At 68.9% G+C, this 17,938-nt stretch carries 20 protein-coding genes; 5 read left to right on the top strand and 15 right to left on the bottom strand.

From position 1 onward, the window contains the following. Positions 1–26 precede the first annotated feature (26 nt). From ASD21_RS00845 to ASD21_RS00830, 4 genes are all read right to left on the bottom strand, one after another. Complete coding sequence (locus ASD21_RS00845; protein ID WP_082554577.1) at positions 27–1,112, bottom strand: glycerophosphodiester phosphodiesterase; 1,086 nt, start codon at positions 1,110–1,112, stop codon at positions 27–29. A gap of 65 nt (positions 1,113–1,177) precedes the next feature. Continuing rightward, a complete protein-coding gene (locus tag ASD21_RS00840; RefSeq protein WP_235524816.1) occupies positions 1,178–1,474 on the bottom strand; it encodes a hypothetical protein in 297 nt (98 codons plus the stop codon). A gap of 188 nt (positions 1,475–1,662) precedes the next feature. Continuing rightward, complete coding sequence (locus tag ASD21_RS00835) at positions 1,663–2,247, bottom strand: hypothetical protein (RefSeq protein WP_056435332.1); 585 nt, start codon at positions 2,245–2,247, stop codon at positions 1,663–1,665. Between the two features lie 104 nt (positions 2,248–2,351). After that, on the bottom strand, positions 2,352–2,852 hold the full coding sequence (locus tag ASD21_RS00830; protein ID WP_056435329.1) for a bactofilin family protein: 501 nt from the start codon (positions 2,850–2,852) through the stop codon (positions 2,352–2,354). Between the two features lie 282 nt (positions 2,853–3,134). On the opposite strand from ASD21_RS00830, the gene ASD21_RS00825 reads away from it, so the two are divergent. Continuing rightward, positions 3,135–3,731, top strand: coding sequence for a hypothetical protein (locus ASD21_RS00825; protein ID WP_056435326.1), 597 nt, complete (start codon positions 3,135–3,137; stop codon positions 3,729–3,731). Positions 3,732–3,804: 73 nt separating this feature from the next. Here ASD21_RS00825 and ASD21_RS00820 read toward each other — a convergent pair whose 3' ends face one another. Together ASD21_RS00820 and ASD21_RS00815 are read right to left on the bottom strand one after the other, a co-directional pair. Next, positions 3,805–4,224 carry a GNAT family N-acetyltransferase gene (locus ASD21_RS00820; protein ID WP_056435324.1) on the bottom strand — a complete coding sequence of 140 codons (420 nt, stop codon included), beginning with the start codon at positions 4,222–4,224 and terminating at the stop codon, positions 3,805–3,807. A gap of 205 nt (positions 4,225–4,429) precedes the next feature. Beyond that, complete coding sequence (locus tag ASD21_RS00815; protein WP_056435321.1) at positions 4,430–4,888, bottom strand: helix-turn-helix domain-containing protein; 459 nt, start codon at positions 4,886–4,888, stop codon at positions 4,430–4,432. Between the two features lie 78 nt (positions 4,889–4,966). On the opposite strand from ASD21_RS00815, the gene ASD21_RS00810 reads away from it, so the two are divergent. Then, a complete protein-coding gene (locus ASD21_RS00810) occupies positions 4,967–5,188 on the top strand; it encodes a helix-turn-helix domain-containing protein (protein WP_056435318.1) in 222 nt (73 codons plus the stop codon). 140 nt (positions 5,189–5,328) lie between these two features. After that, on the top strand, positions 5,329–5,562 hold the full coding sequence (locus ASD21_RS00805) for a helix-turn-helix domain-containing protein (RefSeq protein WP_056435316.1): 234 nt from the start codon (positions 5,329–5,331) through the stop codon (positions 5,560–5,562). A gap of 1,379 nt (positions 5,563–6,941) precedes the next feature. On the opposite strand, the gene ASD21_RS00800 is transcribed toward ASD21_RS00805, so the two are convergent. Both ASD21_RS00800 and uvrB read right to left on the bottom strand, forming a co-directional pair. Continuing rightward, positions 6,942–7,331, bottom strand: a complete 390-nt coding sequence (locus ASD21_RS00800; protein WP_056435313.1) for a hypothetical protein — start codon at positions 7,329–7,331, stop codon at positions 6,942–6,944. A 259-nt stretch (positions 7,332–7,590) separates the two neighbouring features. After that, positions 7,591–9,867 carry an excinuclease ABC subunit UvrB gene (gene uvrB, locus ASD21_RS00795; protein ID WP_056435310.1) on the bottom strand — a complete coding sequence of 759 codons (2,277 nt, stop codon included), beginning with the start codon at positions 9,865–9,867 and terminating at the stop codon, positions 7,591–7,593. Between the two features lie 146 nt (positions 9,868–10,013). Between uvrB and ASD21_RS00790 the strand changes: the two genes are divergently transcribed. Continuing rightward, on the top strand, positions 10,014–11,405 hold the full coding sequence (locus tag ASD21_RS00790; RefSeq protein ID WP_235524815.1) for a hypothetical protein: 1,392 nt from the start codon (positions 10,014–10,016) through the stop codon (positions 11,403–11,405). A 174-nt stretch (positions 11,406–11,579) separates the two neighbouring features. On the opposite strand, the gene ASD21_RS00785 is transcribed toward ASD21_RS00790, so the two are convergent. The 4 genes from ASD21_RS00785 to ASD21_RS00770 all read right to left on the bottom strand — a co-directional run bounded on the left by ASD21_RS00785 (position 11,580) and on the right by ASD21_RS00770 (position 15,172). Continuing rightward, the gene (locus ASD21_RS00785; protein WP_056435307.1) at positions 11,580–11,864 is read right to left on the bottom strand and encodes a hypothetical protein; all 285 of its coding nucleotides are present in this window, start codon (positions 11,862–11,864) and stop codon (positions 11,580–11,582) included. An 88-nt stretch (positions 11,865–11,952) separates the two neighbouring features. Continuing rightward, positions 11,953–13,773 carry a hypothetical protein gene (locus ASD21_RS00780; RefSeq protein WP_056435306.1) on the bottom strand — a complete coding sequence of 607 codons (1,821 nt, stop codon included), beginning with the start codon at positions 13,771–13,773 and terminating at the stop codon, positions 11,953–11,955. Between the two features lie 354 nt (positions 13,774–14,127). Next, positions 14,128–14,850, bottom strand: a complete 723-nt coding sequence (locus tag ASD21_RS00775) for a peptidylprolyl isomerase (protein ID WP_056435303.1) — start codon at positions 14,848–14,850, stop codon at positions 14,128–14,130. A gap of 85 nt (positions 14,851–14,935) precedes the next feature. Continuing rightward, entirely contained in the window at positions 14,936–15,172 is a 237-nt protein-coding gene (locus ASD21_RS00770) for a hypothetical protein (RefSeq protein WP_156398248.1), read from the bottom strand. 293 nt (positions 15,173–15,465) lie between these two features. Here ASD21_RS00770 and ASD21_RS00765 point away from each other — a divergent pair, with 293 nt between their 5' ends. Then, positions 15,466–16,410, top strand: a complete 945-nt coding sequence (locus ASD21_RS00765; protein ID WP_056435296.1) for an AraC family transcriptional regulator — start codon at positions 15,466–15,468, stop codon at positions 16,408–16,410. 181 nt (positions 16,411–16,591) lie between these two features. On the opposite strand, the gene ASD21_RS00760 is transcribed toward ASD21_RS00765, so the two are convergent. From ASD21_RS00760 to ASD21_RS00750, 3 genes are read right to left on the bottom strand one after another with little or no spacing between them, the layout of a single operon-like run. Further along, positions 16,592–17,068: a hypothetical protein gene (locus tag ASD21_RS00760; RefSeq protein WP_056436245.1), complete on the bottom strand. Its 477-nt coding sequence runs from the start codon at positions 17,066–17,068 to the stop codon at positions 16,592–16,594. 27 nt (positions 17,069–17,095) lie between these two features. After that, on the bottom strand, positions 17,096–17,506 hold the full coding sequence (locus ASD21_RS00755) for a VOC family protein (protein ID WP_056435293.1): 411 nt from the start codon (positions 17,504–17,506) through the stop codon (positions 17,096–17,098). Beyond that, positions 17,506–17,889 carry a protease inhibitor I42 family protein gene (locus tag ASD21_RS00750; RefSeq protein ID WP_056435290.1) on the bottom strand — a complete coding sequence of 128 codons (384 nt, stop codon included), beginning with the start codon at positions 17,887–17,889 and terminating at the stop codon, positions 17,506–17,508. The genes ASD21_RS00755 and ASD21_RS00750 overlap by 1 nt, the downstream gene beginning before the upstream one ends. Between the last annotated feature and the right edge of the window lie 49 nt (positions 17,890–17,938).

Below are 17,938 nucleotides of genomic sequence, written 5' to 3'. Positions count from 1 at the left end.
GCCCGGCACGACGATTGAAAAGGGACCTACCCCCGCGCCGCCACCGCCAGGCCCGGGAAGTCGCTGAACAGGCCGTCGACGCCGGCGGCGTACAGGGCCTTGAACACCGCGGCGACCTCGCCCGGCTGGGACAGGTAGTCGGCGGCCGCCGCGTCGCCGCGGCGTAAGCTGGACGGCAGGAAATAGTTCTCGGCCCGCACGGTCCAGGGGTGGACGACCAGGCCGGCGGCGTGGGCGTCGTTCACCAGCGCGGTGGCCGGCAGCAGGGCGTCGGCGTCCTGCGGGATGATCTGGATCTTCTCCGGCCCCAGGCCGTCGGCGTAGAGCGCGACCTCCTTCAGGCCCGAGGGGCTGACCAGCTGGGAATAGGTCACGTTCGGCAGGTCGGCCGGCCCGCCCTCGCCGGCGGTCAGCAGCACCAGCCGCGCCTTGGTCCTGGCGCGGATGGTCTTCAGCGGCGTGACCTCGAAGCACTGGACGAAGACCGGGGCGGTCGCCGAGTCCAGGTCGTTCTTCTTGAGCAGGGTGACCAGGCGATCCTCGACCGGCAGGCCGATGCCGGCGAAAAAGGAAGGGTGCTTCATCTCGGGATAGACCCCGATCGTCCGGCCGGTGCGCCGGCTCCCGGCCCTGGCGATGGCCACCACCTCGTCGAAGGTCAGCAACTGGGCCTGGCCGTCGTATTTCGTGTTGCCGGGCCGCAGCCGCGGCAGCCGTTCGCGGGCCCGCAGGGTCTTGATCTCGGCCAGGGTGAAGTCCTCGGTGAACCAGCCGGTGACCTGTTGGCCGTCGATGGTCTTGGTCGTCTTGCGGTCGGCGAACTCGGAGCGGCCGGCGACGTCGGTCGTGCCGCCGATCTCGTTCTCGTGGCGGGCGATCAGGTGGCCGTCCCTGGTCGGGACCAGGTCGGGCTCGATGAAGTCGCAGCCCTGGTCGATGGCCAGGTCGTAGGCCGGCTGGGTGTGCTCCGGCCGCAGGCCCGAGGCGCCCCGGTGGGCGATGACGATCGGCTTGCGCGGCTTCGCGGCGGCGAAGCTGGCGCCGGACGTCAGGGTTCCCGCCAGGGCGGCGGTGGTGAGGGCGCGTCGGGTCAGCAGGGTCATGGCGGCCATCTAGCGCGCCGATGTGACGGTTTGACCAGCCCGACAGCCGTCCAGCCCTCGATCCTGATCGCCGCCTAATCCTTGCCCGAACGGTTCAGGATGGCGAGCAGGCCCTGCGACTTCTGCGGCAGGTCGGAGGCCAGGCGCGAGCACATCTCGCGCACGCCGACCGCATAGGCGTCGCCGCCCTCGGCGATCTCCTGGGCCCGGCGGGCCAGGTCTTCCAGGTCGCGGCCCATGGCCTCGATCTGCTCGCGGGCCAGCAGCCGCGCTTCGCGCTGCAGGCGCCGCACGCGCTGGGTGGTGGTCTCCGGGCCCCGGCTGAGATTGTAGACTTCGACCGGCTCGGCGTGGTCGGGAACAACGGTCAAGAGCGGACCATTCATGGCGTCTTCACTCCTCGGGCGGCGTCCAAACGCGGCGCCGGCCCTCGTGAATACAAGGCGGGTCCAAGCCCTGCCGTTCCCCCGGTTCGCGCCGGTTCGTGCGATCGGCCGGGTTAAGTGTCCTGCATGCCACAGCTTCGCCCGGACGGGGATTCCGGCGCCCTTTTTCGCGCCTATCGACCGGTCGACTTGCCCGTATTCTGGGCCCCGTCCCGACCCGCTTTCCGGCCGTCCGTCCGCCCCGGCGCGCCCTCGGGATCGCCCCCCGGCTCACAGGGGCCCTGATAGGTGCTGACCGCCTTCACACGCAGGGTCTGGCGTCGTCCGAAGGCCGAGACGACCAGTTCCAGGTCGGTGTCGGCGGTGGTGACGAAGTCGCCCCGGACCTGGCCGGTCAGGACATAGGTGATGTGCTTCTTCTCGCAGGCGAGGTCGAGCTGGAAGCCGTCGGCCGTGCGGGTCATCTGGGGATTGCCGCAAGGCGAGACCTTGCGGGCCGCCTCGGCGCCGGGGTCGTAGCCCTCGGCCACGCACTTGAGCGAGTCCTCGGGACCGGACGGGGTCTGGGTCACGGTCTTCCACAGGCCCGGCTTGAGGGTCGTGGGCCCGCCCGCCGCCGGGGCCGCGTCCTGGCTGGCCGACGCCGCCGGCCCGTCGGCCCGGTCGTCGGTCCGCGAACAGGCGGCCAGACCCAGCAGGACAGGGCCCAGCAACAGGATCGGAACCAGGAGGCGATGGCTCGGAAGCAGGTGACGCATGCCTAAATCCTAGCGCGCTCTGCGGCTGGCGGAAGGGCCCCATGCCCTCTCGCGCCGCGCTCGAGCGGGCCGCCGACGGCGCCGCTCAAGAGCTGAACGCGCGATCAGCCAGGATAGACCGCCATGGCCGGCGCGTGGCCCGCGGCGGGGGCCGGAGCGGAAGCCGGAGCCTGGCGCTGGAACTTCAGGCTGCGGCCCTGGAACTGGGCGCCGCTCTCCATGGCCAGCTGCTCGTGGGTGATGTCGCCGTCGACCACGGCCGTCCCATAAAGACGCACCTGCTTGGCCGAGACCGAGCCGGTCACCTTGCCGTGGATCTCGATGACCTGGGCGTACAGCGAGCCCTCGACCCGGGCGTTGGGGCCCAGGACCAGCTTGCCCACGCGGATGTCGCCCTGGACCACGCAGTCCAGATGCACCTCGCCGTCGCCCATCACCTCGCCCTTGATGGCCACGCCCTGGGCGACCATCGAGGCCGGCCTGGGACGCGGCGGCGCGGCGGCCGGGGTCGGGGCGAGCTCGACCGGCTCGGCCCGCGTCGGCGCGTTCTGGGCCAGCGGCGTGAAGGCCGGGGCGGGGGCGGTGTCTTTCTTCTTGGCGAACATGGCGACGGCCTTGTCTCGAAATGGAGCGTTGTGGAGTTGGTGGAGCAAAAGCGGCGCCGTAGCGAAGTCAGGCCCTCCCCCGTGGGGGAGGCGATCGCGCAGCGATCGGTGGGGGGCGTTGTAGGATCGAAGAGTCAGGACCCGGCCATCGGCCGATCACTCCCCCCTCCGTCGGCTGCGCCGACACCTCCCCCACGGGGGGAGGACTTGCCGACACCTCTCCACGCGAAAAGGGCCTATTCCCGCCGACTCGCCCCATGCTCCCCGCAGATCGGAGCCCCCATGGCCGAAACCCTCGAACAGCTGATCGACCGCCTCCGCGCCGTGGAGGCCCAGATCGAGGCCGCCTTCGCCGCCCGGGCCGCGCGCCACGCCCACGAGCACGAGGTCCACACCGACCCCGCCGGCCAGCCCTGCTTCAAGGCCGACGCGCTGCGCCGCCAGAAGGCCCACCGCAAGGGCCTGGGCCTGGCGCGGACCCCGTGGCCGACCCTGCTGACCATGCCGCTGATCTACGGCATGGCCCTGCCGCTGTTCATCCTCGACCTCAGCGTCAGCCTCTACCAGCTGGGCTGCTTCACCGCCTGGGGCATCGTGCGGGTCAAGCGCTCGGACTACGTGGTCATCGACCGCCACCGGCTGGGCTATCTGAACCTGGTGCAGAAGCTCAACTGCGTGTTCTGCGGCTACGGCAACGGCGTCATCGCCTACGCCCGCGAGGTCACCGCCCGCACCGAGCAGTACTGGTGCCCGATCAAGCACGCCCTGAAGGTCAAGGGCAGCCACGAGCGCTATCGCGACTTCCAGGCCTATGGCGACGCCGAGGGCTATGTGGCGAGCTCGGGGGCGTATCGCGAGCGGCTGAAGCGGGGGGAGTAGGGACAAAGTCCCGTTCCTCCCCCTTTATGGGGGAGGTGTCGGCGAAGCCGACGGAGGGGGCTCCGCCCACCCCCTACAGCTTCACCCGGAAATGGAACGCGTCCACGGCCAGGCCCTCGCGGAAATAGAACCGGTGGGCCTCCTGGCGGACCACGCTGGAGATCAGCTCCAGATAGCCGCAGCCCTCGCGCCGGGCCTCGGCCTTCAGCCAGTCCAGCAGCGCCTTGCCGTGGCCCCGGGACCGGACCCGCTCGTCGGCGACCAGGTCGTCGACGCTGAGGAACCGGCCGCAATGCAGCATGTCGGCCACCCGATACCCGGCCACGGCCCGCGCCACGCCGTCCTCGCTCACATAGGCCAGCCGGAACCCGTCGCTGGCCATCAGCTGGCGGATCCGGGCGACATAGGCGTCGCGGGTCAGGTGCGGCCGCAGCTGGGCCATCACCTCGAAGGTGGCCAGGATCTCGGCGTCGGTCTGGGCTTGGGTGATCATGGGCGGGTATTTAGGAAGTCGGCGCGTGCGGGAGAAGTGGTGACGCTTTCCCTCCCCCTTGTGGGGAGGGGGGACCAGCGAAGCTGGTGGGTGGGGCTTCACCGCCCCAACGGCGCCCTGCACCGATCCCCCACCCGACCCGCTACGCGGGCCACCCTCCCCGCAAGGGGGAGGGAAGGGGGCGCGGCGCCAGCTCTTCTCCCCCTCACGCCGCCGAGGCGCGATCCTGCGCGCGCAAGGCCGCCGCCGTGGTCTGGACCAGGGCGGCCAGGCGGTGGCGCAGCGGACCGGGCGGCAGGTCCAGCCAGGCCTCGGCCATGGCCAGGCCGCCGGGCGCGCCCAGCATCCGCGCCGTCAGCGACCGGCCTTCGTCGGCCGCGCGGCCCGTCCCCTCCTGGGAGCCGGCGCCGCCGACCGTCTCCGGCAGGCCGTCGAAGAAGAACGCCACCGGCACCTCCAGCGCCCGGGCGATGGCGTGCAGGGCCGAGGCGCTGATCCGGTTGGTCCCGGTCTCGTACTTCTGGACCTGCTGGAAGGTCAGCCCGATCCGCTCGGCCAGGGCTTGCTGGCTCAGCCCCCGCAGCTTGCGCCGCCATCGCACGGCGCGGCCGACATGGACGTCGACGGGGTGAGGGCCGGGCCGCGCTTCGGGGGTGGGCTTCATCGCGCACATTGCCTCCGGTTGAAAAAATACACACTGACAGTATGTAGAACGTGACGCCGACCAAGGCAACGGTCCGGCGTGGCCGACAAAGACGATCTCATCGCCCTGGGGCGCGAAATCCGCCGTCATCGCAAGGCGCTGGGCCTCAGCCAGGAAGCCCTGGCCGAGCGCGCGGGCCTGCACCGCAACTATGTCGGCTTCCTCGAACGCGGCGAACGCAACCCCAGCGCCACGACGATCTTCGGCCTGGCCCGGACGCTGGGGGTGCGGGTGGCGGAGCTGGTGGCGACCGTCGAGTGAGGATACCTATAGTCCGGATGCTTATAGTCATCATTCGTGGCTGAAGGCAAGCAAATCCGTCGCGCATAGCGAGAGCTGGGTGTCGAGAGGATACTCATAGTCCGTGGACCCATAGGCATCGTCTCGCGGCAAATGCCGCCATGGACGCGGATGAGGCCGTCATCAAGAAACGATTCGGCGAACGCCTCCGCGCGCTGCGCACGACGGCCGGCGTCTCGCAGGAAGGCCTGGCGCTGATCTGCGGGCTGGACCGCACCTATATCGGCGGCATCGAACGCGGCGAACGCAACGTGGCGCTCGTGAACATCGTCCGCATCGCGCGCGGGCTGGAGGTCAGCCCCCAGGTGTTCTTCGCCGAGGCGGACGAGAAGTAGTCCTCCTTCCCTCCCCTTCATGGGGAGGGGGGACCAGCGAAGCTGGTGGGTGGGGCTTCACCGCCGCCCAAACGCCCTGCACCGATCCCCCACCCGACCCGCTACGCGGGCCACCCTCCCCGCAAGGGGGAGGGACGGGGGTCAAGGCGGGCCCCTGCCGGTCCCCTTCCTCGCGAAGGGGAGCCAGCCTTTCATCTCACGGCGAGACGGTCGCCGGTCTGGACAGGTCACTCAAGGACGGCGCTCCGCGCCGCCGCGTCGCGGCTGGCCGCAGGCCAGTCCTTGACTGACCTGTCCAGACCGGCACGCTGCTGCCTACGAGAGATGTAAGACGGGGCAGGGCGCGAGACGCCTGCCCTTCGAGGGGGTGAATCGTTCGGATTGGAAGCGGACGCTGCCGTCAGCGCGCCGTCAGCGCGCCGCCGGCGGCGTGGTACTGGGCGTCGGACGGTCACTACCCGTAGTTTGGGAGGCCCTGCGCCAGCCGATGCTAAGGCTCTGCTGATCGAAGCGGTGCGTCAGCGTATCTTAAGTGGGAGGGGCTTTATCTGCGGTTCTGGAAAAGATCTTCCCGATTATAAGGAGTTGTACAGCGGCGGACGAAATAAAAGCCGACGCCGCTCCTACGTTTTCTGGATTTCTAATTGCAATTTCCGTGATTCCTATGAGTATTGATAAAAATGTTGATAGAGGTATCGAAATAATAGATATTCTCGTGTAAGATCCGCATGTTTCCATAACTTTTTTATTTATGTCCAATCTCCTATCTATGGAATCTGCGAGGTCGCAGTAAATCTCCTTTAGGGATCTACCTCCGCGATATCTTGTTTGAAATCGCTTGGAGACCACCCGAGAGGTTGCATGTACCTTGGCCAGGCACTCGCGGCTGCGGATGTCGCCGAAATCATGAATCCGAACACCGCGTAGGCAAGGGACCAAAGTAAAGCTGGGCTAGAACTTTTGGCAACGCTTCCAAGTACTGCCGCTGCACCAGCTGCGAGTGCCCCTGATGCTGTAAGTAATCCAATTGCTCGGGCATCTGACGCTTTAGCCATTTCGACTTGGACAGAAACCCTCGTTTCTCCCTGTCGGAGGATTTCCTTGACTAGTTCATCGTCAGCGGATGTCATCCAATGACAATCTAGGTCCGGATCTATCAAAATGGCCCCCAAAACTGATCCTACACCGATCCAAAAAGGTCCGGCCACTAATACGCCGGGGCGATCAACGCCGCCTCCTCCTCCGCCTTCTCCGCCTCCTCCTCCGCCTCCTCCTCCGAAGAGGTAAGTGGACTGGTGAATATCACGGGGCTTCCTCAAGTTGATACAGGAAGCCCCGATAGTCACTGAGCAATCTCGACGACTTGATTGCGTGCCCCCCTACCTCCCCACCCATCTCCCCGCCGCCACGTCACTATCATCCGGCCGCGTGTTGAACGCGATCCGCGCGCCCGGCGCGTGGCGGTGCACGGCGTTCAGGACCGTCTCGAACAGCGGCAGGCTGGGCGGCGGGTTGCGGATGCCGGCGCCGATGACGACCACGGCGTAGTCGCGGCCGGTCAGCTGGTCGGCGGCGGCGGCCTCGGCGGCGGCCAGGTCGGGGAGGACCTCCAGCTGGTCGACCGCGAAGCCCTGGGCCTCCAGCCTGGCCTGGCTGGCGTCCAGGCCGGCGCGGACCTTTTCGGCGGTCATGCCGGGGATGATGCCGGGGGCGTTGAAGTCGACGGTGTCCGGGTTCTGGCCGAGGATCAGGATGCGGGCGGCGGTCATGGCGTGGGGCTCCCCTGAGGTGGTGGGCGGGAGCTTGAGCGCGGCGGGGCGGTTGGGCAACCGGGGTTTTGCGACGCTCGATACGCGTTCACCACCCTATCGACCGTCATCCCGGGCCTTGTGCCCGGGACCCCTGGTTCAGCCGAACCGTGAGACGCAAGCGGTTCGCCAGCGAACCGCCCCTCCCGCACCCGCGGCGGACAAAGGGGTCCCGGGCACAAGGCCCGGGATGACGGTTGAAAGGGGAGGGAGAGGGCGTCTACAGCCGCGACTTCCTGAACGCCTCGGCCTGTTCGGCCCGCAGCTCCTGGCGCACCCGCTTGGGCATGGCCTTGTCCACGGTCTCGCCCGGGGCGGTCAGGGCTTCGTTGGCGAACTCCAGGTCCAGCAGCTTCATGCGCTTGATCTCGTCGCGCAGGCGGGCGGCGGTTTCGAACTCCAGGTTGGCGGCGGCCTCGCGCATCTTGGTTTCGAGGTCCTTGAGGGCGGCCTTGAAGTTGTCGCCGCTGAACGGCTTGGCGTCCTTGCCCTCGCCGATCCCGCCGATCGGCACCAGCACCCGGTCGCCGCGCTCGTAGGGGCTGTTGAGGATGTCCTTGATGTCGCGCTTGACGCTCTCGGGCGTGATGCCGTGCTCAAGATTGTAGGCGTGCTGCTTCTCGCGGCGGCGGGCGGTCTCGTCCATGGCCCGCTCCATGCTGCCGGTGATCCGGTCGGCGTAGAGGATGACCTTGCCGTCGATGTTGCGCGCTGCCCTGCCTATCGTCTGGATCAGGGAGGTCTCCGAGCGCAGGAAGCCTTCCTTGTCGGCGTCGAGGATGGCGACCAGGCCGCATTCGGGGATGTCCAGGCCCTCGCGCAGCAGGTTGATGCCGACCAGCACGTCGAACATGCCCAGGCGCAGGTCGCGGATGATCTCGATCCGCTCCATGGTGTCGACGTCGCTGTGCATGTAGCGCACGGCGATGCCCTGCTCGTTCAGGTATTCGGTCAGGTCCTCGGCCATCTTCTTGGTCAGGACGGTGACCAGGGTGCGGTAGCCCTTGGCCTTGGTCTGGCGGATCTCGTCGACCACGTCGTCGACCTGGCTGGCCCCGTCCTTGGAGACCGGGCGGACCTCGACCGGCGGGTCGATCAGGCCGGTGGGGCGGATCACCTGCTCGGCGAACACGCCGCCGGCCCGCTCCAGCTCCCACTTGGCCGGGGTGGCGCTGACGTGCACCGACTGCGGGCGCATGGCGTCCCACTCCTCGAACTTGAGGGGTCTGTTATCCAAGGCGGATGGTAGGCGGAAGCCGTACTCGGCCAGGGTCCATTTGCGGTTGCGGTCGCCCTTGTACATGGCGCCGATCTGCGGAACCGTCTGGTGGCTCTCGTCGGTGAACAGCAGGGCGTTGTCGGGGATGTATTCGAAGAAGGTCGGCGGCGGCTCGCCCGGCCGGCGGCCCGACAGGTAGCGGCTGTAGTTCTCGATGCCGGCGCAGGAGCCGGTGGTCTCGATCATCTCCAGGTCGAAGGTGGTGCGCTGCTCCAGGCGCTGGGCCTCCAGCAGCTTGCCGTTGGCGGTCAGCCATTCCAGGCGCTCCTTGAGCTCGGCGCGGATGCTGATGATCGCCTGGCGCAGGGTGGGGCGCGGGGTGACGTGGTGGCTGTTGGCGTAGACCTTGATGGCCTCCAGGTCGCCGGTCTTCTTGCCGGTCAGCGGGTCGAACTCGCTGATGCTCTCGACCTCGTCGCCGAACAGGCTGACGCGCCAGGCGCGGTCCTCGTAGTGGGCGGGGAAGATCTCGATGGTGTCGCCGCGGCGGCGGAACGTGCCGCGCTCGAAGGCGGCGTCGTTGCGGCGGTACTGCTGGGCGACCAGGTCGGCCATCATCTGCTTCTCGTTGATGGTCTGGCCGACCTCCAGGGTGAAGGTCATGGCCGTGTAGGTCTCGACCGAGCCGATGCCGTAGATGCAGCTGACCGAGGCCACGACGATCACGTCGTCGCGCTCCAGGATCGCCCGCGTCGCCGAGTGGCGCATGCGGTCGATCTGCTCGTTTATGGAGCTGTCCTTCTCGATGTAGGTGTCGGTCCGGGGCACGTAGGCCTCGGGCTGGTAGTAGTCGTAATAGCTGACGAAATACTCGACCGCGTTGTCGGGGAAGAAGCTCTTCATCTCGCTGTAGAGCTGGGCGGCCAGGGTCTTGTTCGGGGCCAGGATCAGGGCCGGACGCTGGGTGGCCTCGATGACCTTGGCCATGGTGAAGGTCTTGCCCGAGCCGGTGACGCCCAGCAGCACCTGGTCGTTCTCCTTGCCCTCCAGGCCGGCGACGAGCTCGGCGATGGCGGTCGGCTGGTCGCCGGCCGGCTCGTAGTCGCTGACCAGCTTGAACTTGCGGCCGCCTTCCGACTTCTCCGGCCGCGCCGGGCGGTGGGGCTGCCACAGGGCCGGGGTCGGCGCGCCCAGCTCGGCGTCCAGCGTCGTGTCATGGATGAACTTCGCGGAGACGTCGGACACGCCGCCGGCTGCGGTCTCGGGGGATCGGGCCATGGGCAGAAAGTAGGTCCGCGCGGCCGGGAAGGCTAGGGGGCCTGCTGACAGCGGCTGTCAGCAGACTGGCGGCAGGTGGCGGCAGCGTCCGTTCCATGGTTAAGGTTGTTCAGGTTGGTCGGGCAGCCGCGGGGGTGGCCATGAGCATGAAGCGTAAACAGGGCCGCGCGGCCTGGGGCCTGGCCGTGCTGGGCCTGCTGGGCGCGGGTTCGGCCGGGGCCCAGACCCCGGACATGCGGCTGCTGCGCGATCCGGTCTATGGCGAGCTGCGCGACGTGCTGGGCGCGACCCTGCCGGTCGCCACGCCCGCCGCGAAATGCCCCAAGCCCCTGCTGCTGCCGGACGGCGCCTGCCTGGACCGCGTGGTCGCGGGGATGAGGGCGCGGGGCGCGAGCGTCGACCGCGTGCTGACCGCGCCGGGCGCCGCGGGCGGAGCGGGGGCGGTGATCTCCGGCCCGCTCGGCCAGGCCTACCGCCTGTACGAGGTGTCCCTGGCCGGCGGCGGGCCGGTGGTCACGCCGGTGACCCTGCCCAGTTCGTCGGTGCGGGTCCCGCGCGTCTGTTACGAGATCGGCCGCGGCGTCGACTATCGGCTCGACATGCGCGACGGGCAGCTGGCGGCGCGGGAGGTCCAGACCGTGACCTGCGGCGGTCCGGTCCCGCCGATCGGCTACGGCGGCCCTCGCCGGCCGCCGATCGGGGCGGGCGAGCCGGGCGAGCGCTGGCCGGCCACCGCGACGGTGGAGGTCCTGGGCGCGTCCCGGCAGCTGGCCGCGCCGCGGCCGGACTGCCCGCCCGACGCGGCCCTGCGCGACGGCGCCTGTTTCGCGGCCGGGATCGCCGTGCTGACCGCCGCGCCCAATCTCAAGGAGCTGGACGTGATCGGCGCCAAGCGGCCGGTCGCGCCGGGCGCGGTGCTGATCGCCAAGGAGACCGAGCAGTACGTGCTCAAGCGCAAGGGTAAAGGCGGCTTCAAGGCCGACAAGCGCTGGTTCGACAAGTCCAGCCTCTCGGCCCCGCCCGGCTGCGGCCTGACCAGCCCGATCGACTTCGAGGTCGAGCCCGGCGACCGGGTCCACGAGCGGGCCCTGGCCGGCTGCGGGGCGCCCGGCGCGCCCGCGCCGGTCGCGATCTACGAGGCCTATGGCGCGCTGCTGCCCGTGGTCATGGGCAACCGCCCCGGCTGCGCCGAGAAGGGCGAGCAATTGCTGGGCGGCGCCTGCTTCACCGACGTGATCGGCTGGATGCGGGCCCGCAAGATCCCCAGGACCGAGGCCCTGGTGCTGGAGCGGCCGTACGGCCCGGGCGCGCGGGTGTATGGCGGCGGCCCGATCGACTTCTCGTACGCCGACGTCTGGGTCCAGCCCGACGGGACCTACAAGGCCGACCGCAAGCACGGATATTCAGCGCAGATCCGCGCCGGCGGCTGCGCCAACGTCACCGACGACGGCCCCGAGGCCGGCGGCGTGATGCTGGTCCGTCGCGACGGCGGGGTGATGGCCCAGGCCTATCAGTGGGTGGCCTGCCCGGTGCGGTAGGGGGGCATCAGGGCGTATCGATATTCAAGCTTGGTGCGTGGTCCTCGTCCCTCGACAAGCTCAGGATGAGGACCATGTGCAGGCGGCGGCGGTCGAAAACCTCATCCTGAGCTTGTCGCCAAAGCAACTTGGGGGGACGAGGTTTTCGCTTCCGAAGCGGCGCGCCGCCCAGCCCTACGGCTTGCAGCCCAGCTGGATCCAGCAGCCGAACAGATTGACCTGGTCCGGCGTCCAGGCGGGGGCCGGGAAGGGCGGCATGTCGCCGGACTGCACCTTGCCGTAGATGGCGCTCGACCACATCACCACGCTGTCATAGTTGCTCAGGTCCAGCTTGCCGCCGGTGACGTTCTTCATGTGGCTGATGTCGGTGCTGTTGAACAGCGGCGCGATGTCGGTGGCGAAGCTGACGCTGGTCGGGCAGCTGAGGGCGGCGCCGAGCAGTTCACGAACATTGGCCATGACGTTTTCCTTGGTCTGGAGGTGGGCTCTGAAAGGAAAGGCGAAGCGCCCCGAAACACTTTCACGGGGGACGCTGTCGCCAGGGACGCTATCGCCGGTACACGAGGGCGCGGTTCTTGTTGGGGAGCACTGTCATGCCGCTCGATGAGATCTCGGGCACGGACTCCGGGGTCCCGACGATGCCGCGGGCCAGGATCACGCTGAAGTCGCCGCCCAGGCTCTGGCCCTGGCTGCCGTGACAGCCCATGCAGCCGCCCATGTCGTGGCCGACGGTCTGGAAATAGGTATTCTTGTGGGTGCCGCCGCCGGTCTCGCCGAACTGCGAGGCGTAGTCGGAATTGGCGCCGGTGCCGCCGACCCCGCCCACCGCGCCGACCAGGCCGCCGCTGAAGATCTGCAGGGGGCGGTTGGTCTCGACCAGGATGTTGGCCAGGTAGTAGCTGGCCGGGTTCTTGTCCGTGGTCGGATCATTGCCCGTGTAGAAGCCGGGCGTGGTCTTGTCGATCGGCGTGTATTGGACATTGACCAGCTTGTAGAAGGCCCAGGGCGAGGCCTTGATGCCCTTGGCCGCGTTGTAGGCGGCGATCGCCGCGTGCGCGGTCTTGTTGGCGTTGATGATCACCGGCGGGATCGGATTGGCCCGGTAGTTGATGCAGACGAAGCCCCCCGTCGGCAGGGCCGTCAGGGTCGAGGTGTTCAGGTAGTAGGCCTGGTTGACCGGCAGCTGGCTGGTGCTTTGGGTGCAGTAGGCGGCGTTGGCCGGGTTCAGGGTGACGTTCGGCGGCACCTGGCTGGAGGTGACCACGCCGGTGTCGTTGAAGGTCAGGGCCGGCGTCACCGGGCAGGGCGCGGTCTGGTCCGAGCGACAGGGCGGCAGGGCGGCGATCGCGCCGTCGGCGTCCTCGACCGGCTTGCCGGCCGCGGTCAGGATGTTGTCGGCCTGCTCGAAGGTCGCGTAGATGAAATAGGGGGCCGAGGGGGTCTTCTGGATGATGTGCAGCGACACCAGGCCCCAGACCTGCTCGTTGTAGCAGAGCGTCGATCCCGTGCCCTCGTAGTAGCGCACCTTGGTGGTGTGGAACCGCGAGGCGTCCTCCTTCGCCGGATTGAGCATCCGCCAGCCGGCCTTGATCTCGATGGTGTTGTTGGGAAGGCTGACATATTGCGTGCCGCCGGGAGGCGGGTCGCCCTGGGTCTTGAAGTAGTTGATCGTGGCCGTGCGCAGGGCCCGCGACGGGCCGTTCACCGCGTTGATCTTCTGGACGTAGTCGAACTCGGCCCGGTTGGCCTTGGCCATGAAGCGGATCAGCTGCGGGGCGCTGTTGTCGGGCGTCGGCGTCGCCACCCCGACCCCGGCGTACATCGCCGCCAGGGTGATCTCGGTCGTCTCGTCCAGATTGACCCAGGCTGCCTGGGCGGGCGGCGCGCCGCCGTTACAGGCGCTGATCGTCTCGTTGTAGAGGTCGGTGTAGGTCGGGATCTGGTCGTAGGGCTGGGTGGCGCCGGCGGTGAAGATCTCGGCCTTGCCGCGGAAGGTCTGCCAGGTCAGCGGGCGGCTAACGCAGGCGGGGTCGCCGAACAGGCAGTCGGCGGCCGGCGTGTCGCGGTCTCCGACCGCTCCGGTCTGGATCTTGGCCGGCCAGTTCAGGGCGATGAACTCCTGCCAGGCGAAGGCGGCGGCCTGGTCGAGCGTGGCCTTGGCCGCGCCGCCGCCGGCGGGGTTGAGCTCGGTCGGCGGCGTGGAGCTGATGGTGATCGTCGCGCCGGGCGCGGTCGCCAGGGCCGCCTGGCTCGTCGGCTTGGCCGAGCAGGCCATCAGCAGGCCGCCGGCCAGCAGGGCGCACCCGGCCGCGGCGACCGTCGCGACGCGGAGCAGCGAAAAAGGCTTGCGCGGTGAGGGGCTGGTCATCGGCGGCGCTCCTGTCGGTAAGGGCTTTCGAGCACGGGTTTGCGAACCACTCTCAATACGGGTAGTATCGAAATATCGCCTTATGAGGGAGTGTTACGGCGAGCCTTGCCGTTTCGCAACCATGGCGTTCGAAAATCCACATTTCACCCAAAGGTTTCTTTGTCGCCGCCGGATCGGGCGAGGGCGCTAGGGCGCGTCGACATCCAAGCGCCGTGCGTGGCCCTCGTCCTTCGACAGGCTCAGGATGAGGACCATTGTGGGATGAGGACCAATGTGCGGGCCTCGACAGTAGAAATCCTCATCCTGGGCCTGTCGAAGGACGAGGAGAACGCACCTAGCTTATGTCGGTGCGCCCTACAGCTTGGGCGGGGCCGTGATGTCCGGACCGGGCGCCGGGATGCGGCGGGCCGAGGTGATCGGCACCGGCGGATCCAGGATCTGGCCCTTCATCACCGGATTGATCGCCTTGCCGGGCGTGGGCAGGGCCAGGATCTTCTTGGCCACGTCCATGCCCTGGACCACCCGGCCGAAGGCGGCGAAGCCCTGGTTGTCGCCGGTGGCGGCCGGGTTGGCGTCCAGATAGGGCGCGTCGCCGATGCAGATGAAGAAGTCGGAGGTGGCCGTGCCCGGCGCGGTGCGGGCGATCGAGACCACGCCGTCGGTGTGCTTGAGGCCCGTCTGGCTGGTGGGCTCGTGGGCCACCGGCGGCAGGGCGCCGATGCCCTGCAGCCCGCCCTGGATCAGGCCGTAGTCCACCGTCCCCGGCGCCCGCGAGGCCCGGAAGAAGGTCGCCTTGTCATAGAGCTTGCGGTCGACATAGCGCAGGAAGTTGGCGGTGGTGATCGGAGCCTGGGCCACGGCCAGCTCGATGACGATCCGGCCCTGCGGGGTGTCGATCGCCACATAGACAGGCGGCTTGGGCGCCGGCGCGGTCGGGGCGGGGGCGGGGGCGGGGGCGGGGGCCGGGGCCGGCGTGACTTGAGCCAGGGCGGCGGCGGGCAGGACGGCCAGCAGGCCGGCGCCGATCAGGACGTCCCGGCGGGCGGGGGGGCGACAGGCGAGGGGGCGATGGGTCATGGCGCGAGACTAGCGCCCAGGCGGCCCCGCGCAAGTTTCGGTCGCGCGCAAGATTTCACCGCCGAGGGATTTCCGAGGGGCCTTCTCAGGCGGCGAGATCCGCTTCGACGCCCTGTTCCGCCGCGACCATGCTCGCCACCAACCGCGAGACCAGGCGACCGGTGCTTTCGGCGAGCTGCTCGGCCTGGCGGCGCTCGCCGTCCAGTTCGATCTTCAAAGCGCGCTGGGCCGGCGTCCAGTGGGCGAGGGACGCCCAATCGCTGGTGATCTCGATGTCCAGCGTACCGAAGTCTTCCACTCGATCCCAAGTGCGTGGTTCCATCGTCGCCTCCCGAACTCTACCTCTTTATCGTTCCGATTATAATACGATGGCGCTATGCAGATTGCGCCAAATCAAATTTAACTGGAAACGTCGGAGAATATGGCCGTCTGTTCTATGTTATGGGCGAATCGAGGCGTAGTTTTCCGCTACGTCACCCGTAGGACTTTATCTAAGACTTAGATCTAAGATCTTTCTAAGGTAAAACCCGGATTTACCGCCTTGGGAAGTTGCGGCAATTTCGGTCCATGCGTGGGGCGCCGCTGAACACCAGTACCGAAGACACGGGCGCCGGGATGCGCTTCGTCGCTCATCAGATCGCGGGCATAGAGGATCTGAGCGAGAGCGTGCACGGCGCCGACCTCGTCGTGACCCAGTTGAGCGCCGCGCCGTGCCGGGGTTCGCTGACCCACGCCATCGACGGCGACATGGCCCTGACCCTGGGCGGCTTCACGGGCGACCTGCGCCTGCGCGGGGGCGTGGCGCCGGAGGCCGTGACGCTGGCCGTGATCCTGGAGCGGGGCCCGTCCCTGACCAAGTGGGGCCTCGACATCCAGGCCCACGACCTGGTGGTTTATCCCGTGCGGAGCGAGCAGGAGGCGCGTTGCCGGGGGATGACGCGCTACGCCGCCCTGAAGGCGCCGCTCGAAGTCCTGCAACAGCGCGCCGCCGCCTTCGAGCACCTGGCCGACGAGCGGTGCTGGAGCGTGGAGGCCAGGCTCAGGCCGGCGCGCGCCGCGGCGATCGCCCAGGAGATCGCCTGGCGCCTCGAGCGTCTGATGCGCCTGGGCCCGGGTCTCGAGCCCCAGGCCCAGGCCGGCCTGCGCGACGAGGCGCTGGAGGGGTTCCTGACCGCCGTCGCCGAGGCGGGCGACCGCGAACCGGGCCGGCAGGTCCGGATCAACAGCGCCCGCATCCTGCGCCAGGTCGAGGACTATCTGGACGACCGTACCGGCCGGGGCGTCCCGATCCCGGAGCTCTGCCAGGCCCTGGGCCTGTCGCGCCGCACCCTGAACCGGGCGTTCGAGGAGGGGCTGGGCGTGGGCCCCAGGACCTATCTGCGGCTGCGGGCCCTGTCGTCCGCCCGCAAGGCGCTGATCGCCGGCCGCCAGGCCGGGGCGTCGGTCACCCAGGTGGCCCTCGACCACGGCTTCTGGGAGCTGGGCCGGTTCTCGGTGACCTACCGGACGATGTTCGGCGAGAGCCCGTCCCAGACCCTGCGGGGCGTGGCGAGGGGCTAGGGCGTCAGCGAGGCCAGTTCATCTGGATTTTGAGTTGTCATCCCGGAAAGCGCGCAGCGCTTGTCCGGGACCCAGGGGCGGCCGCATTGCCTTGGCCCAGTCCCCAGGGTCCCGGACAGCCTCCGCGAGGCTTCCGGGATGACAACGGATTTTGGGCCTGGATCCCGCCAGGATGCAGCCGCTAGACCAGCATCCCGTGCCCGCGCAGCACCACCAGCCGGCCGGCGTTGAAGAACGGCAGCGACAGGGTGACGGCGATCATGACCTCGAAGGCCAGGCTGCTCAGGTTGAACCTGTCGCGGTTGCGGTCGACCAGGGCCGAGACGGCGCGGCCCAGGGCGGCGCCGGTCCAGGCCATGGCCAGGGCGAAGGCCATGGCCGCCCCGACATGGGACTGGTAGCCCAGGAACAGGGCCGCGGTGGCGTGCGACAGGATCAGCAGGCCGCCCAGGGCCCGGCCCTCGGACTTGCCCTCGCCCAGGCGGCCGGCGGCGGGCGAAGCCGCCTCGTCGTCCTCGTCCTTGTCCGAGGGGCCGCCGCCCTCCAGGGCGCTCAGGCCCAGCACCGAACCGGGCCGGACCAGGGTCAGGCCGCCCAACACGCCGCCGATCACGCAGGCGATGATCGCCAGGATGAGCGAAAGGCCGTAGCTCGAAATCGTCACGCTGGTCTGGTCTCCAACCGCTTAGGCGGGCGCATGGCAGACAGCCTCGACATTTCGGCCGTCCGGGTCGAGCACGAAAGCTCCATAGTAGTTGGGGTGATAATGCGGCCGAATCCCCGGCGGTCCATTGTCGCGTCCGCCGGCGGCCAGGGCCGCGGCGTGGAAGGCGTCGACCGCCGCGCGGCTGCGGGCCGTGAAGGCCACGTGCAGGGGACCGGTCAGGGTCTCGCCGCCGCCGATCCAGAAGCTGGGCTTGCCGGCCTGGATGTCGCGGCCGTCGGCGCTGGGGCCGTAGCCGAGATGGCCGTAGGCGCCGGTCTCCTCGGCGCTGACGCTCATCACCACCTCGATCCCCAGCGGCGCGAAGGCGGCGTCGTAGAAGGCCTTGGAGGCCTTGAGGTCGCGTACGGTCAGTCCGATATGGTCGATCATCAGCGCACCCTGACATGGAACACGACCTTGCGGTCGCCGGGACGGTCGGCCTCCCACGGCCGCTTGAGCGTGAAGGCCAGGTCGGCCCGGCCGTGTCCGACGGCCGTGTAGCGATAGACCGCGCGGACCGGCGCGCCCGGCGCCTTGGCCTCGGTCACGAAGCTGGAGCCGCCGGCCAGCAGGGGCGGCGCCTCATGGTCCAGCCGCCACGCATAGCCCGTGCCGGCGTTCAGCGGCAGGGCGATCTCCAGGTCCTGGCCGCCGACCAGTTCGACCACGCCGGCGTCGGCGTCGACATCCGTCACCGTGCGCACCGGCAGGGACGCGTCGGTGGCGCAGGCGCCGAGGATGAGCAGGCTCGCCGCGATCAGGATCGTCTTCATGCCGCCGTCCTCGTTCCTGTCGTTCCGGCCCGTCGTTCCGGGGCGATTT

It is taken from the genome of Caulobacter sp. Root1455 (assembly GCF_001426905.1).
In the GTDB taxonomy this organism is placed as follows: Bacteria; Pseudomonadota; Alphaproteobacteria; order Caulobacterales; family Caulobacteraceae; genus Caulobacter.
Note: the sequence above shows the minus strand (reverse complement) of the source record. Positions and strands in the feature narration are given on the sequence as shown.

Bases quoted from the DNA above. Each gene is read 5' to 3' on its own strand.
- ASD21_RS00845 (WP_082554577.1), bottom strand. From the start codon at position 1,112: ATGGCCGCCATGACCCTGCTGACCCGACGCGCCCTCACCACCGCCGCC.
- ASD21_RS00835 (WP_056435332.1), bottom strand. From the start codon at position 2,247: ATGCGTCACCTGCTTCCGAGCCATCGCCTCCTGGTTCCGATCCTGTTG.
- ASD21_RS00830 (WP_056435329.1), bottom strand. From the start codon at position 2,852: ATGTTCGCCAAGAAGAAAGACACCGCCCCCGCCCCGGCCTTCACGCCG.
- ASD21_RS00825 (WP_056435326.1), top strand. From the start codon at position 3,135: ATGGCCGAAACCCTCGAACAGCTGATCGACCGCCTCCGCGCCGTGGAG.
- ASD21_RS00820 (WP_056435324.1), bottom strand. From the start codon at position 4,224: ATGATCACCCAAGCCCAGACCGACGCCGAGATCCTGGCCACCTTCGAG.
- ASD21_RS00815 (WP_056435321.1), bottom strand. From the start codon at position 4,888: ATGAAGCCCACCCCCGAAGCGCGGCCCGGCCCTCACCCCGTCGACGTC.
- ASD21_RS00805 (WP_056435316.1), top strand. From the start codon at position 5,329: ATGGACGCGGATGAGGCCGTCATCAAGAAACGATTCGGCGAACGCCTC.
- ASD21_RS00800 (WP_056435313.1), bottom strand. From the start codon at position 7,331: ATGACCGCCGCCCGCATCCTGATCCTCGGCCAGAACCCGGACACCGTC.
- uvrB (WP_056435310.1), bottom strand. From the start codon at position 9,867: ATGGCCCGATCCCCCGAGACCGCAGCCGGCGGCGTGTCCGACGTCTCC.
- ASD21_RS00790 (WP_235524815.1), top strand. From the start codon at position 10,014: ATGAAGCGTAAACAGGGCCGCGCGGCCTGGGGCCTGGCCGTGCTGGGC.
- ASD21_RS00785 (WP_056435307.1), bottom strand. From the start codon at position 11,864: ATGGCCAATGTTCGTGAACTGCTCGGCGCCGCCCTCAGCTGCCCGACC.
- ASD21_RS00780 (WP_056435306.1), bottom strand. From the start codon at position 13,773: ATGACCAGCCCCTCACCGCGCAAGCCTTTTTCGCTGCTCCGCGTCGCG.
- ASD21_RS00775 (WP_056435303.1), bottom strand. From the start codon at position 14,850: ATGACCCATCGCCCCCTCGCCTGTCGCCCCCCCGCCCGCCGGGACGTC.
- ASD21_RS00770 (WP_156398248.1), bottom strand. From the start codon at position 15,172: ATGGAACCACGCACTTGGGATCGAGTGGAAGACTTCGGTACGCTGGAC.
- ASD21_RS00765 (WP_056435296.1), top strand. From the start codon at position 15,466: ATGCGCTTCGTCGCTCATCAGATCGCGGGCATAGAGGATCTGAGCGAG.
- ASD21_RS00755 (WP_056435293.1), bottom strand. From the start codon at position 17,506: ATGATCGACCATATCGGACTGACCGTACGCGACCTCAAGGCCTCCAAG.
- ASD21_RS00750 (WP_056435290.1), bottom strand. From the start codon at position 17,889: ATGAAGACGATCCTGATCGCGGCGAGCCTGCTCATCCTCGGCGCCTGC.